The sequence below is a fragment of the Streptomyces sp. NPDC020192 genome, from assembly GCF_044388685.1.
Lineage (GTDB): Bacteria > Actinomycetota > Actinomycetes > Streptomycetales > Streptomycetaceae > Streptomyces.
This window is the reverse complement of record NZ_JBIRXG010000075.1, coordinates 1-14,310: the sequence shown is the minus strand read 5'-3', so window position 1 is coordinate 14,310 and position 14,310 is coordinate 1. Positions and strand designations below refer to the sequence as shown.

The following is a 14,310-nucleotide window of genomic DNA, read 5'->3' as shown; positions in this document are numbered from 1 at the left end:
CCGCTGAGCGGCTGGATTCCGAGGGAAGTTGAGCCCGGGAGCAGCCCGGCGATTGCTGCCCTGCACAGCCACCGGCGCAGGTTGGAAAAGACTCAGTGACCAGCTCGGTGCGCATGTGGTCGGCAATCGACCAGCCCGCGAGTCGCCTGGAATGCAGGTCCAACACCGTTGCCGGATAGAGGAATTGGCCATCTCCGACGGGCAGATAAGTGATGTCGCCGACGTACTTGGTGTTGGGCTCGTTCGCGGTGAAGTTCCGCCGCAGCAGGTCCGGCACCGGGGCCGCTTCCGGCTCGGGAATCGTGGTGCGGACCTTCTTGCGCAGCTGCACGCCCTGGACGCCGATGCGGCGCATTACCCGCTCGACGCGCTTGTGGTTGACCTCGATCCCGGCGGCCTTCAGTTCGGCCGTGATGCGCGGGATGCCGTAGGTGCCGCCGGACTCCTTGTGGATCTCCCGGATCCGCCTCGCGAGGCGGGCGTCCTCCCGAGCTCGCGCCAGGCGGGCCGGGGCGGTCTTCAACCACCGGTAGAACCCGGACCGGGAGACCTCCAGGACCCGGCACAGCCGCTTGACGCCGAACGCGCCGCGATGATCATCAACGAACTGGAAACGGCTCACCAGTTGGTCTCGCCGGCGAAATACTTCGCGGCCCTCCACAGGATCTCCCGTTCGGTTTCCAGCTCCCTGATCCGAGCCCTGAGCTGCTTGTTCTCTTCTTTCAGCACATCGTCGGAGGCTACCTCTGCAGTCTGTGCCGCCCGTGGCGAGCCGCCGGTGCCCGCCGCGTGGCCCTTGCGGGTCCGCTCGGCCCACACCCAGTTCCGCAGCGTATCCCGGCTGATCCCCAGGTCCTTGCCGACGCCCTCGAACGTGTTCTTCGGGTCCGACAGATACAGCGCGACAGCGTCCGCCTTGAACTCCACCGAAGACACCTTCATCACCATGCGTGACATCTCTTCCTCTGGGTCCTCAAGGTCGATTGTCCAAGGTGTCCACGCTCAGGTGGGAAGGCCCCTCTGTCTTCATGCCAGTCCGTTCGGGGGATCGAGCCGATGGTGCACTGCTCAGTGACCGCAGGAAGCGAAAACGTTGCCGACGAATTTTCACAGGTCCCGTTTCCGGTTCGCGCCGTGGCTCGGGCTCGCACCGTCCGCCGCTGCACCACCTCGGCAACTCGGCCGCAGCCCGCACCGCACCCCCATTCACCTGCCGCGATCCCGTACGCGACCGGCACGAGCAACCCAATCCCACCCACACCGGCCCGGTGACCGACGACTTGCAGAGGAAGCGGGCTCGGCGGCCGGACGCGTACGGAGGTGTCCGGCAGGGCTCAGCGGTTGAACGTCAGGGGCGGTACCGCGTTGCGGGACAGCGCGTGTGCCTGGTCGGGCCACCAGGCGCCGGCGGGCGGGTCGGCGATGCCGTACTCGGGGTCGATCGTGCCGCCGGTGTTGCGCGTGCAGCTACCGTCGGATTCACCGGGGGTCTTGATCCACAGATAGGCGTCGACGAGCGGGACGCCGGTGCGGGCGGTGGGGCGCGGACCGAGACCGCGGCCGGGCGCGTTGCACCAGGCCTCCGGGTCCCCGCTGTACTTGCCCGGCGGCGGGGTCCAGGCGCCCTGGCCGTTGCGGCTGGTGTCGATCACGAAGTGACGCAGCTCGTCGGCCGGCGGGTTGCCCACGTTCTGGTCGAACCAGGCGTCGGTCCACCGCCAGGTGGCGGGGTCCGTGGAGGAGACTGCGTCGCCGGGGGCGCCGTCGTTGGGGGCGGCGGACGAGTAGTACTGGCTGGCGCACCAGTCGGTGTGGCCGCGTGCCTGCTCGGGGCCTTTGGTGGCGAACCAGATGCACTTGGCGATCCATGTGCCGTATCTGGCGTTGTGGTCGGTGGGGTGGTTGTTGGAGACGTTCAGGGCGAAGCCGTCGCCGTACTGGACCCCGGCGTCCTGCAGTCGCTGTGCGATGTCACCGACGGCCCGCCACTGTACGTTGCCGGCGTCCAGGTAGACCGCGGTGCGGGGCCGGGCCTTCAGGGTCTTGACGGCGTATGCGAGGTCGGCGATGCGGGCGGCGGTGAGTTCGCCGGTCGGGTCCGTGGTGGGCCCGCAGTCCCGGGGAAGGTTGGCCAGGCCGTCGGGTTCGACGACGATCACCGCCTTGTCGTCGCCGATGCCGGCGGCGAAGGCGTCGATCCACTGGCGGTAGGCGGCGGAGGATGCGGCTCCGCCGCTGGAGTACTGGGAGCAGTCCCGGCCGGGTATGTCGTAGGCGACCAGGACGGGGGTCCGGTCGACGGCCCGGGCCCGGTGGACAAGCTTGTGTACCTTGACGCGTACCTCGTCGGGCGTGCCCTCGGTGAACCATTCGGCCTGCGGCCAACTCGCGAGTCTGGCCATGTTCGTGGCGTCCTCGATGTCGCCGTTCCTGAAGTCGACGAGGGCCTGCTTCGCCGCCTTGCTGTACGGGTCCACATAGAACTTCGTGGCCGGGGTGATCACGTTCCGCGTGGGTGTGGGCACGGCCTGAGCCTGCGTCGCGGTGAGGGCGGCGCAGGCGGTGAGCGCCGCGATGACGGCGGCCGCGCGGCGCCTTGGGCTGCGTCGTTTCATGACTGCTCCGTAAGTTGTCAGGTGGCCCGGGAGGGCTGGATGTGGCTTATGACTGCTTGCCTTCAGTGGCTCCCGAGGAGTGGCCGTCCGGCTCTCCGGGGCGCCCTGGCTGCTGATTGAGATGTGCGCGCCTCGTGCGGTCGCTGTTTCGGCCCGCCGGCGGGCCAGGGCGATGATGGCCTGGAGGTGCTTGCAGCCCCCGCCGACGTCTGCCCCGGGGCGGTCCGTCGGCCGCCTGTGCGGAAGGCGGTGAGCGGTGGGCCGTCTGGGCTGCGGACGGTGCCCGTGGCCCGGTCGTGGGGCAGGGACGCAGGCCACGGCGATCCGGGATCAGTAGCCGTAGATCATCTTGTAGGCGACCTCAGGGAGGAACTGTCCGGCCGAGGAGCCGGTTCCGACGCCGCAGTTGCCGTCGGACTCGCCCGGGGTCTTGATCCACAGGAGCATCTCGGCGCCTCCGCCCGTCTGGGTCGGGGTGCCGATGCGTCGGCCTGAGGGGTTGCACCACTGGCCGTTGGAGCCGTTGCCGTTGCGGCTGGTGTCCACGACGAACGGCTTGGTGTAGCCGTAGCGGGCACCCAGTGCGCTGTTGACGGCGTTGCCGTAGGCGATGTTCTCGGCCGTGGTGTAGTAGTTCGAGATGTTGAGCGAGAAGCCGTGGGCCTGTCGCAGGCCGGCTTCGTGGAGCCGCTGGGCCATGGTCGCCGGACTCGCCCAACCCGGGTTGCCGGCGTCCAGATAGACCCAGGTGTTGGGCGCCTGGCGGTTGAACTGCGTGAGGGCGCCGGTGATCATGCCTTCACGCTCGGCTATCTGAGCCTGGGTCATACAGCCGTAGTCCGCGAGGGAGTCCGGTTCGAGCAGGACGACGGCCGGGCGGTTGGCGATACCGCCGGCGAACTGGGCGATCCAGCTCGCGTAGGCGGACGGCGAGGCGGCTCCGCCGGCGGAGTGTCCGCCGCAGTAGTCGCGGTTGTAGATGTCGTACGCGACGAGGATGGGCAGTTTGTCCTGGTAGTCCGCCGCGCCCACGTAGGAGCCCGTGGCGGTGCCGATGGTGCCGCTCCAGGAGCCGAACCAGTGGGCCATCGGGGTGTTGGCGATGGAGGCGTTGATCGCGGGCGCCCGGCCGTCGCCGGGGTTGGCGGCGACCCATCGTTTCACGCTGGAGTCGGGGTCCACGTAGAACCCGCTGGTCATGTTGGTCGGGTCGGCGGCGTGGGCGGACGGTGCGACGGCGAGCGCCAGCGGCAGAGCGACGAACGCTGCCACGAGGACGCGGAGTCTGCGGCGCATGACTGTACCTCGGTTTCCTGGCAGGGATGCGTCGCGCGCTCTCGTCCCGGCGTGCGACGCACTGAGGAAGTGCGGTGATATCGATGGGAGCGCTCCCATTTGGAAGCGCTCCCAATGCTTGGAGAACCTCGGGGTGTGGCCGGTATCGTGTGATGAGCTGTTCGAGCTGTCAAGGGAATTGTGCGATCCTCCCTTCACGTGGCGAAAAAGAGGCTCTACAGTCTCGGAACTGGAAGCGGTACCAGCCCGCTTGCCATTCCGGCCGCGAGGGAGAGGCTCACGGTTCATGCCAGAAGATGCGCCACGCCGGCAGTCGACGCTCGAAGAGGTGGCCGAACTCGCCGGCGTCTCCCGCTCTGTGGCCTCCCGCGTCCTCAACAACGCCCCGCACGTCAGCCGCGCCAAACGCGAGGCGGTCGAACGGGCCGTCCAGCAGCTCGGTTACGTACGCAATCCGACCGCCCGCGCTCTGGCCACCCGCCAGACGGGAGCGGCCGCCCTGGTCGTCGCGGGAGAGGAGCCGTCGATCTTCGCGGATCCGTTCTTCGCCCAGGTGATCGTGGGGGCGTCGGCCGCTCTGGAGGAAGCCGATCTGCATCTGATGCTGTGCCTGGCGGCTTCCGACCGGGGCCGCAAGCGGGTGGAGGAGCTCCTGCGGTCCAAGGGCGTCGACGGCGTCATGCTGATGGCACTGCGCGAGGACGATCCGCTGGCCCGCATGGCCGAGGAGTCGGAGATGCCCGTCGTGTTCGGCGGACGCCCGGTCGGTTCGGCTCCCCGGTGGTATGTGGACGTCGACAACCTCGGCGGAGCACGCGAGGCCACCGAGCATCTGATCTCGCGTGGCCGGACTCGCGTGGCGGCGATCTGCGGGCGTCTGGACACCGAGGTCGGGCGCGCCCGGTACCGCGGCTACCGGGACGCCGTGCTGGCAGTCGGCCTCGAACCGTACCCGCCGCAGGAGGGGGACTTCACCGAGCCCAGTGGAGCCGCCGCCATGGCCGCATTGCTGGCGAACCACCCTGAGGTGGACGGCGTGTTCGCCGCCAACGACAACATGGGGGCGGGGGCGCTGCGCACGTTGCGTGAGGCCGGCCGACTGGTCCCCGACGATGTCGCGGTGGTCGGCTTCGACGACCTGACGGTCGCCCAGGTCGCCGATCCGCCACTCACCACCGTCCATCAGCCCATAAAGGCCTTCGGACGGGAGATGGCGCGCATGCTCGTCGCGCTCGTCAACGGACAGGAACCCACCCCGCTGATCCTGCCCACCCGCCTGGTCACCCGCTCCACCTCCTGACGGCGGGGTGTCGTAGGTGACCACCTGGACGGGTGAACCTGGCCGCCTTCGTGGTGAGCCCTACGGTCCTTGACCTCTTCAGCGCCGTATGGAAACGCGACGACTGCAGCGGCAGGCGGGCGCGATCGGAATCCACGACACGCTCGGCGAGGGCAGCGAGCCGGCGGTCGAGGAGCATGAGGCGATCTACCGGGCGATTCGTGACGGCCGTCCCGATGAGGCGGCCCAGGCCACGGCGGCACACCTCGAAAGGACTCTGGAGGAGCACCGGCGAGAGATCCAGCGGCGGCTGTTCGCCCGGTTCAGCGCGTCGCGCGACTGACCCGCGACGGCCGGCCGGTGGGTGCGGCGGCTGTACTGGAGCGCAGCGAGATCGGGGGGGTCAACAGGATGTGCCGGGGCGGGGTGTCGGGTGCGGTGATGCGTTCCACCAGCAGGGAAACGGCCTTCTCGCCCATGTCCAGGGCCGGTACGTCCGCCGCCGTGAGCGGCGGACGGAAGTCCTCGGCCCAGGTCTTGGCCGCGACTCCGGTGACGGAGAAGTCGTACGGCACTTCGAGGCCGCTGTCCGCCAGCGCGCGCTCGATGCCGGGCAGGGCGGCCTCGTTGATGGTGGTGACGGCGGTGAGGTCCGGATGGCCGCGCAGGAGCGCTTCGACGCATTCCTGGCCGGAGCGGGCATCGTCCCCGCATGGCACTTCGATGCCGTCGAGACCCCGTTCCGCCACGGCCGCCTCGAAACCCTCACTGGCCCTGCATGCGGGACCGTAACCGGCCGAGATGAGTTCCCTGGAACGCGTGACCAGAGCCACCCGGCGGTGCCCCAGATCGGCGAGGTGCCGCACGCAGTGCTGGACCAAGCCGGCGTAGTCGACGTCGATCCAGGACATCTGGTGGTCGCCGGCCGTGTGCCCGATGCCGACGAAGGGCAGCCCCGCGGCCTGCAGCCGACCCACACGAGGGTCCTCCAGGCGGATCTCCATCAGAATGACACCGTCCACTCGGCTCTCGGAGACCAACCGCTCGAAGGAACGGTCGTGACCCCCGCCGGAAGGGGACAGCAGCACGTCGAGATCGACCCGGGCGGCGGCGTCGACCACGCTGGCGACGAAGTCCAGTTGCATGTGGGTGAGCCTGTTGCCGGCCGGCGGTATGACGAGACCGATCGTCCGGGTCCGGCCCTCTTTGAGCGCTCTCGCGGTCGCGTTGGGGTGATATCCCAGTTCGTTGATCACGTCTTGGATGCGTCTGCGGGTGCTGGTGGCGACCGGTCGCTTGCCGCTGAGCGCGTACGACACCGTGCTGCGTGACACGCCGGCGCGCCGAGCGATCTCCCCGATGTTCATACAGCTCCTCAAGCACTTACCCGCAGGGCGCCAGGGTACCTGGCGCGAATCGGTTCGCGATGAGGGCGGGAAAGGTGTGGGGGTGAAGCTTCGGCCGGGGGCGGGCCGCTGGGTCTCGCCACCGAAGCGGTCCGTGTGACCGCTCGACTCAGCCGGTGCTGTGGCCGACGGCGATCGCCGTCGGCTCTCCGATCAGCCGCAGCCCGCCTTCCCGCACCGCGGATGTGCCGGTGTGGTGGTCATCCGAGCATCCATTGCTGGTTGGATCCGCCATTGCAGGCCCACAGTTGTACGGGGCCGCCGTTGGCGGCGGCGGCGCCTGTCAGGTTCTGTGACGGGGAGAAGGGCGCGAGAGCGATGGCAGTCTCAGCGACGGCCGTCGTTCGGAGGCGTTGATGGCACCGCCGTCGCCCAACGAGTGGCCGATGACCGCGAGCCGGCCGGGGGTCGACCCGGTCACGCACGGGGCTTGCCGGGTCAGGTAGTCCAGAGCTGCCACCAACTGGGTGCCGCGGGCGGTGTCGTAGTCGGTGCGGCTGTTGGTCTCGACGCCGATCACGACGAAGCCGAAGGACGACAGCCACGGGCCCATTCGGGCTTCTTCGTCGGCGAAACAGGCGGTGTAGCCGGGGACGATCGCGACGGCGCCCCAGGTGCCCGGGCTGGCGGCGGCGACGCTTGCCACGGTGGGATCGAGGCCGCACTGGTAGGGGCTGCCGGCGGCTGGCGGCGGTTGCAGAGTCGCGAGCATCGCCGCGATCAGCCCAGCGACGGCCACGAACGCGGTCGCACCCCCCTGACGGGCCATGCCCGTAAGCCGGATTGCCTCCGGTTGGGCGGGGTCTCCGCGGACCCCCGGGATGAATGTGTGCTTCTTGGCACCTCCTTGCCGATCTTCAGGACTGTGGTGACCTGTGGCGGCTGGTCGATCCGCCGACGACAGAGCCGATGAGGCCGCCACCGGACGGGACCGCGTGAAAGGTCCGTCCGGCTGACGGAGCCGCCCCGGTGGCCGTCGTCGATCGAGCCGCCGGCGGCGTGACCACCTCCCCCGCAGCGATGCCGTCAGCATGATCGTCGCCTCGGCCCGGTCGTGGCAGTGGCGCGAGGATGATGAGTCCGCCGCGGTGAGCTGCGCGTACCGCGTCGCAGTCACCCGAGGGACTGGTCTCAAGGGTGCTGGACGAGCGCCCTGACCCCCGCGGTGAGTGCCATGAGCCCGCGGGGAACGACGTCGGGCCGAACGGTCCCGTGGTTGCGCGTTTCACGTCTTACGCAAGGTGGTGCGAACCGATTCCACGCAAGCGCTTCGACGGAGGAGGTTACGACCAGAGGCGTGCGGGGTCAATGGCGTGCCGCGAGGCGAAGCCAGGTGCCGACGCCGGGGCGACGCCCCGCCGCTTCGGCCCGTGCACTCGGAACCGGTCGCCCGGCATCCGGGTTTGTTGGCTGCGCTCCTGTTCACCTGCGGCATGGCGGGTCATCCGGGTGATCCGGGACCGGTCGTCGGGCATACCCGCGCGCCCCACGGGCCCGCGAGGCCGGCGGACACGCCACTACCTGCCGGCCACGATGTGGGGCGCGCGAGGACAGGTCGGCCGGTCCCGACCCGATGGAATCCAGCCGTCGAATCGATTCCGCGACAAGGTTCGTGGCAGGGGCTCCAGCACCCTTGACAGTGCCGCGAGGGCGGGAGCACCGTCTCCCCCGAAACCTCTCTGTAACCACGCTGCAAAGACAGCACATTCAAGCGCTTCCGGATTCGCCGACGCCACCAACACCAAACCCGACCGGGTTGCGTCGGCATGGTGGGGAGATCAGATGGGCACCGTACGTGCGAGACGCCATCCGCTGTCCGGCCGCGGTGGCGTCCAGCTGTTACTCGCGGCGGTACGACGCCGTGGCAGGCCGGAAACCGTGCCGGGTCAGGCACACGTCCCTCGGCCGGCGCGCTCGCCCCGCTCTCGGCGGACCATGGTCGCCCGGGTGGGGGCCGCGGTCGCGCTCGTCGCCGGAACTCTGATAGGCGCCACGGCCACGGCCGGCACAGCCCGGGCCGCCACCTCCGGGCCGTGCGACATCTACGCGGCGGGCGGTACGCCCTGTGTGGCGGCGCACAGCACGACGCGAGCGCTGTACGCCTCGTACAACGGGCCGCTCTACCAGGTCCGGCGTGCCTCGGACAACACCACCCGGGACGTCGGCGTCCTGAGCGCGGGCGGGTACGCCGACGCAGCCGCCCAGGACTCGTTCTGCTCGGGGACGACGTGCCTGATCACGATCATCTACGACCAGTCCGGGCGCGGCAACAACCTCACCCAGGCGCCCGCGGGCGGCGCCGCGGGCGGCCCCGACAACCTCGCGAACGCGACCGCCGCGCCCACCACGGTGGGCGGCCACAAGGCCTACGGCGTCTTCGTGGCGCCCGGCACCGGTTACCGGAACAACCACACCAACGGCATCGCCACCGGGGACAGCCCCGAGGGCATGTACGCGATCTTCGACGGCACGCACTACAACGGCGGCTGCTGCTTCGACTACGGCAACGCCGAGACGAACAGCAACGACGACGGCAACGGCACCATGGAGGCCATCTACTTCGGCAACATCAGGGTCTGGGGCTACGGTTCGGGCAACGGTCCGTGGATCATGGCCGATCTGGAGAACGGGCTGTTCTCCGGAGTCAACCAGCACTACAACGCGGGCGATCCGACCATCAACTACCGGTACACGACCGCCATCATCAAGGGCGGGGCGAACCACTGGGCGATCCGTGGCGGCAACGCACAGTCCGGCGGGCTGTCCACCTTCTACGACGGGCCCCGTCCCAACGTCTCGGGCTACAACCCGATGCGCAAGCAGGGGGCCATCATCCTGGGCACCGGCGGCGACAACAGCAAGGGCGCCCAAGGCACCTTCTATGAAGGGGTGATGACCTCCGGCTACCCGTCGGACGCCACCGAGAACGCCGTCCAGGCCAACATCACCGCGGCCGGATACAGCAATTCGCCTTCCGGGGGCGGGACGAGCACCGGTGCGCTGCACGCGGTGGGCGCGGGCAAGTGCCTGGACGTGCCCAACTCGTCCACCACGGCTGGCACACAACTGCAGATCTGGGACTGCAGCGGCGGCGCCAACCAGACCTGGACCCGCACAGCCTCCAACCAGCTGACCGTCTACAGCGGCAGCAGCCAGATGTGCCTGGACGCGTACGACAACCAGACGTCCGCCGGCACCAAGGTGGTGACCTGGCCGTGCAACGGCGGCGCCAACCAGCAATGGCAGCTGAACTCCGACGGCACCGTCACCGGAATCCAGTCCGGACTCTGCCTCGACGTCACCGGCGCCTCCACGGCCAACGGCGCCCTGGCGGAACTGTGGCCGTGCAACGGCGGATCCAACCAGCAATGGAGCCTCAACTGACCTGAACGGCTCCGTCCCGTGGCCGCCGCACCGGCGGCCACGGGCCACCCGCCACCAGACGGGCCACCACCGGAGGATGACCATGCTCAGAGCCGGAGCGCTCCGCGGCCTGTGGGCCGCCCCCACAGCTCTGCTCGCCCTGCTGGCCGGCAGCCCGGCCACCGCCGGGATCGCGTACGCGGTTCCGGTGGAACGCCAGGCCGCGGCCGCCGACCTGTACGTGGCGCCGAATGCGGCTCCCGGCGGAAACGGCACCGCCGACCAGCCGTTCGCCACCATCGACCAGGCGCAGCAGCCCGCGCACCGGCTCTCGGCCGACTCGAACGTCGTCGTCCACCTGGCCGGTGGCACCTACCGGCTGACCAGGCCACTTGCCTTCGGCTCCGACGACGGCGGCCAGAACGGCCACACCATCACCTACCAGGCCCTGTCCGGGCAGCAGCCGGTCGTGACCGGCGCCCAGCAGATATCAGGTTGGCAGGTACATGATCAGGCGAAGAACATCTGGTCGGTCCACGTCGGCACCAGCGTGAACACGCGCCAGCTGTACGTGAACGGCAGGGAAGCACCGCGAGCGGCGATCCAGGTGCCCCGCTCCGCCTTCGCCTTCACCCAGACCGGCCTGACCCTCACCGACTCCTCCCTCGACTACCTGGCCGGTCTCTCGGACCAGAACCACATGGAGGTCGAGAGCCTCAACTCCTTCACCGACCGCTACTCACCGGTCCAGTCGATCAGCGGCAGGACCGTCACCATGCAGCAGCCTGCGTGGAACAACAACTCCTGGGGCTACGACACCATCAACGCGCCGTTCGCCGGCGGGACGATGTACCTGGAGAACAACTACGCGTTCCTGCAGCAGGCCGGACAGTGGTACCTCGACTCGTCCACCGGCGACCTGTACTACCGGGCCCAGCCGGGGCAGAACCCGAACAGCCTCGACGTCGAACTACCCCGGTTGCAGAGCCTGCTCGGCATCAGCGGCAGTTACGGCTCACCGGCCGCCGGTCTGGGCTTCAGCGGCATCCGGTTCACGGGAACCTCGTGGCTCGGACCCAGCGGACCCGACGGCTACGCCGACCAGCAGAGCGGCGCGCACATCACCGGCACCTACCCGATGCCCGCCAACTGGCTGAGCACCTGCACATCGGGATGCACGCAGTTCGAGGCCACCCGCAACCACTGGGCGCAGATGCCCGCGGCCGTCCAGGTCTCGGCGGCCAGCGGCATCACCTTCTCCGGCAACACGTTCTCCGAGCTCGGACAGGCCGGGCTCGGTGTGGGCAACGACGGTGTCGCCAACGCCTCCGGCACCGGACTCGGCGCGAACGGCGTCACCATCACCGGCAACACGTTCACCGACACCGCCGGCAGCGGCATCCAGGTCGGCGGGATCCAGCCGGATGCGCACCATCCCAGCAACCCGCAGATGACCAACCAGAACATCACCATCAGCAACAACAAGGTGAGCGGGGTCGGCACCGACTACAAGGAGACCGCCGCCATCCTGTCCACCTACGTCACCAACGCGACAATCACCCACAACCAGTGCGACCACCTGCCCTACGACGGGATCGACATCGGCTGGGGCTGGGGCGCCAACGACCCGGGCGGCAGCCAGGACTACGTCAATCGGGGCACGTACAACTACCAACCCGTGTACAGCACTCCCACGACGCTGAAGAACAACACCGTCTCCCACAACCTGATCTTCGACACCAAGAACGCGATGTTCGACGGCGGCAGCATCTACAACCTGTCCGCGAACCCCGGCTCGGTGATCTCCGACAACTACATGTACGGCAACCACCACACCACCGCGCTGTACCTCGACGAGGGCTCCCGGTATCTGACGGTGTCACACAACGTGGTGCAGGACGCGAGCAACTGGGCGCTCACCAACGCCAACGCGAACAACCACACCGACGACAGCACGTTCTCCGGTAACTGGTACAACGGCGGCAACACGTACGTGGCCACCGGCCCTCCGCACAACAACGTCCTCACCGGCAACGTCCAGGTCAGCGGAACCAGTTGGCCGCAGGGCGCGCAACAGGTCATCCAACAGGCGGGCGTTCAGGCCTCATCAGGCGGTGAATTCCCCAACGGCTACCACCAGTTGGTGATCGGCAGTGACAGTCTGTGCCTGGACGTGTACGGCAACTCAGGCAGTGCGGGCGCCGCGATCGACCAGTGGACCTGCAACGGGCAGAACAACCAGCAGTTCCAGTTCGTGCCGGTCTCCGGAGGTTACGGGCAGCTGCAGGCGCAGAACTCGGGCCTGGTGGTGGGGGTTTCGGGCAGCCTCACGGCCGCGGGTACGCCCGACATCGTGCAGCAGGCGTCGAGCGGGGCCACCGGCGCTCTGTGGCTGCCGGTACAGCAGTCCGACGGCTCGTACTCCTTCCAGAACCAGAGCAGCGGCCTGTGCCTGGACGTCTACGGCGGCGGCAGCGACCCCGGCCGGCAGCTCGACCAATGGCCCTGCAAGAACGCCGCCGGCACCAACCAGGACTTCACTCCCCGCTGACTGCAGCAAGCGGCAGCTTGTTCACTCCCCCGCTGTTTCCCCCACTCGCGAGGAATGCACATGAAGAAGTACTTGGTGCCTCTGGCCGCAGCGCTGACGGCCGCGCTCGGCATGGGCACCGCACTGCCCGCCGCGGCTGCCACCGGCACCGGGGCGCCGCCGCCCGCTGTACGGGCCGCCGCGCCCGCCCCCTTGCGGCTGATGCCGTTGGGCGACTCGATCACCTGGGGCGTCGGCAGCCCGTCCGGGAACGGCTACCGGGGCTTCCTGTGGAACCGGTTGGCGAACGAGGGGCATACCCTGGACTTCGTGGGGTCGGGCCGCAACGGCACGATGTCCGACCCGGACAACGAAGGCCACTCCGGCTGGCATATCGACCAGATAGCCGGCATCGCGGACTCCGTGCTGGCCCGGTACCGACCCAACGTGATCACCCTGGAGATCGGCACCAATGATCTGAACGGCGGCTCTCAGGCCGAGCCCGCCGCCGACCGGCTCCATGCGCTCATCGACCAGATCACGGCCGACGCCCCTGACGCGACCGTCCTCGTCGGCACCGTGATCGTCTCCACCAGCAGCACCGAGGAGGCCACCCGCTCCGCGTTCAACGCCAAGCTGCCCGGCATCGTCCAGGCCGAGCAGGCTGCCGGCAAGCATGTACGCCTGGTGGACATGAGCGCTCTGACCACCGCGGACCTGTCCGACCCCCTCCACCCCAACGACAACGGCTACAGCAAAATGGCGGACGCCTTCAACGCCGGAGTCCAGGCCGCGGACGCGGCAGGCTGGATCAAGCCGCCGGTCTCCATGGGCGGGCCGGTGCACTCCGGGGTCGCGGGGAAGTGCCTGGACGTCAACGGCGGCAACAGCGCCAACGGGACCGCCGCGCAGATCTGGTCCTGCAACGGCGCCGACGCGCAGTGGTGGACCGCGCGCTCGGACGGCACCTTGCGGGCGCTCGGGAAGTGCCTCGACGCCACGGGCGGTGGTACCGCCAACGGCACCAAGATCGAGATCTGGGACTGCAACGGCGGCACCAACCAGCAATGGCAGGCGTACAACGGCGGTTACCGCAACCCGGTCTCCGGCCGCTGTCTCGACGACCCCGGTGCGTCTGCCACCGACGGCACGCAACTGATCCTGTGGGACTGCAACGGCGGAGCCAACCAGCAGTGGACCGCACTGCCGGTCAGCTCGGCTTTGTGACCGGCCCGACTCGACCCCGGCACCGGCTTGTGGTCGGTGTCCGACCCCCCACACACAAGGAGAACGATTCGTCATGTCCTGGCTCAACGAAGAGCCCCGTCCGCGCAAGGCCTTGGCCCTGGCCGCCGTACTGGCAGCCGGCACGGCACTGGCTCTGGCCGGCCCGGCGAACCCCGCCGCCCAAGCGGCCTCCGGCACGCTGGGTGCGGCAGCGGCCGGCAGCGGCCGCTACTTCGGCACAGCCGTGGCCGCGGGCCGCCTCGGCGACCCGACGTACTCCACCATTCTCGACCGGGAGTTCAACATGATCACCCCGGAGAACGAGATGAAGTGGGACACCACCGAACCGTCCCGCGGCAACTTCAACTTCGGTCCCGGCGACCAGATCGTCAGCCACGCCGCCGCGCACGGCCAGCGAATGCGCGGGCACACGCTCGTCTGGCACTCCCAACTCCCGTCCTGGGTCAGCTCCATCAGAGACGCGAACACCCTGCGCGGCGTGATGGACAACCACATCACCACCGAGATGACCCACTTCAAGGGCAAGATCTACGCCTGGGACGTGGTCAACGAGGCGTTCGCCGACGGCGGCAG

9 protein-coding genes and 2 pseudogenes are annotated in these 14,310 nt (G+C 69.0%); 6 read left to right on the top strand and 5 right to left on the bottom strand.

Going from position 1 to position 14,310, the window contains the following annotated elements:
- The 3 genes and pseudogenes from ACH47Z_RS46335 to ACH47Z_RS46325 form a co-directional block, all read right to left on the bottom strand.
- A pseudogene (locus tag ACH47Z_RS46335) lies at positions 1–948 on the bottom strand (IS3 family transposase); the annotation flags it as partial.
- Between the two features lie 386 nt (positions 949–1,334).
- Entirely contained in the window at positions 1,335–2,615 is a 1,281-nt protein-coding gene (locus ACH47Z_RS46330) for a glycoside hydrolase family 6 protein (protein WP_399086434.1), read from the bottom strand.
- A gap of 330 nt (positions 2,616–2,945) precedes the next feature.
- On the bottom strand, positions 2,946–3,911 hold the full coding sequence (locus ACH47Z_RS46325; protein ID WP_399086431.1) for a glycoside hydrolase family 6 protein: 966 nt from the start codon (positions 3,909–3,911) through the stop codon (positions 2,946–2,948).
- A 286-nt stretch (positions 3,912–4,197) separates the two neighbouring features.
- Here ACH47Z_RS46325 and ACH47Z_RS46320 point away from each other — a divergent pair, with 286 nt between their 5' ends.
- Entirely contained in the window at positions 4,198–5,211 is a 1,014-nt protein-coding gene (locus tag ACH47Z_RS46320) for a LacI family DNA-binding transcriptional regulator (protein WP_399086428.1), read from the top strand.
- Positions 5,212–5,302: 91 nt separating this feature from the next.
- Positions 5,303–5,533: pseudogene (locus tag ACH47Z_RS46315) on the top strand (FCD domain-containing protein); the annotation flags it as partial.
- On the opposite strand, the gene ACH47Z_RS46310 reads toward ACH47Z_RS46315, so the two are convergent.
- Both ACH47Z_RS46310 and ACH47Z_RS46305 read right to left on the bottom strand, forming a co-directional pair.
- Entirely contained in the window at positions 5,514–6,557 is a 1,044-nt protein-coding gene (locus tag ACH47Z_RS46310) for a LacI family DNA-binding transcriptional regulator (protein ID WP_399086425.1), read from the bottom strand. The pseudogene ACH47Z_RS46315 and the gene ACH47Z_RS46310 sit on opposite strands and share 20 nt — an antisense overlap.
- A gap of 322 nt (positions 6,558–6,879) precedes the next feature.
- A complete protein-coding gene (locus ACH47Z_RS46305) occupies positions 6,880–7,365 on the bottom strand; it encodes a hypothetical protein (protein ID WP_399086422.1) in 486 nt (161 codons plus the stop codon).
- 1,166 nt (positions 7,366–8,531) lie between these two features.
- Here ACH47Z_RS46305 and ACH47Z_RS46300 point away from each other — a divergent pair.
- The 4 genes from ACH47Z_RS46300 to ACH47Z_RS46285 form a co-directional block, all read left to right on the top strand.
- Positions 8,532–9,980, top strand: a complete 1,449-nt coding sequence (locus tag ACH47Z_RS46300; RefSeq protein WP_399086419.1) for an arabinofuranosidase catalytic domain-containing protein — start codon at positions 8,532–8,534, stop codon at positions 9,978–9,980.
- Between the two features lie 76 nt (positions 9,981–10,056).
- Positions 10,057–12,510 carry an RICIN domain-containing protein gene (locus ACH47Z_RS46295; protein WP_399086416.1) on the top strand — a complete coding sequence of 818 codons (2,454 nt, stop codon included), beginning with the start codon at positions 10,057–10,059 and terminating at the stop codon, positions 12,508–12,510.
- Between the two features lie 60 nt (positions 12,511–12,570).
- Positions 12,571–13,716, top strand: a complete 1,146-nt coding sequence (locus ACH47Z_RS46290; protein WP_399086413.1) for a ricin-type beta-trefoil lectin domain protein — start codon at positions 12,571–12,573, stop codon at positions 13,714–13,716.
- Between the two features lie 73 nt (positions 13,717–13,789).
- The coding region (locus ACH47Z_RS46285; RefSeq protein ID WP_399086410.1) for an endo-1,4-beta-xylanase at positions 13,790–14,310 on the top strand (521 nt) is incomplete at its 3' end.

What these genes read in the sequence shown, in the direction of transcription:
- ACH47Z_RS46305 (WP_399086422.1), bottom strand. Translation starts at nt 7,365, where the DNA reads ATGGCCCGTCAGGGGGGTGCGACCGCGTTCGTGGCCGTCGCTGGGCTG.
- ACH47Z_RS46295 (WP_399086416.1), top strand. Translation starts at nt 10,057, where the DNA reads ATGACCATGCTCAGAGCCGGAGCGCTCCGCGGCCTGTGGGCCGCCCCC.
- ACH47Z_RS46300 (WP_399086419.1), top strand. Translation starts at nt 8,532, where the DNA reads ATGGTCGCCCGGGTGGGGGCCGCGGTCGCGCTCGTCGCCGGAACTCTG.
- ACH47Z_RS46290 (WP_399086413.1), top strand. Translation starts at nt 12,571, where the DNA reads ATGAAGAAGTACTTGGTGCCTCTGGCCGCAGCGCTGACGGCCGCGCTC.
- ACH47Z_RS46325 (WP_399086431.1), bottom strand. Translation starts at nt 3,911, where the DNA reads ATGCGCCGCAGACTCCGCGTCCTCGTGGCAGCGTTCGTCGCTCTGCCG.
- ACH47Z_RS46310 (WP_399086425.1), bottom strand. Translation starts at nt 6,557, where the DNA reads ATGAACATCGGGGAGATCGCTCGGCGCGCCGGCGTGTCACGCAGCACG.
- ACH47Z_RS46330 (WP_399086434.1), bottom strand. Translation starts at nt 2,615, where the DNA reads ATGAAACGACGCAGCCCAAGGCGCCGCGCGGCCGCCGTCATCGCGGCG.
- ACH47Z_RS46320 (WP_399086428.1), top strand. Translation starts at nt 4,198, where the DNA reads ATGCCAGAAGATGCGCCACGCCGGCAGTCGACGCTCGAAGAGGTGGCC.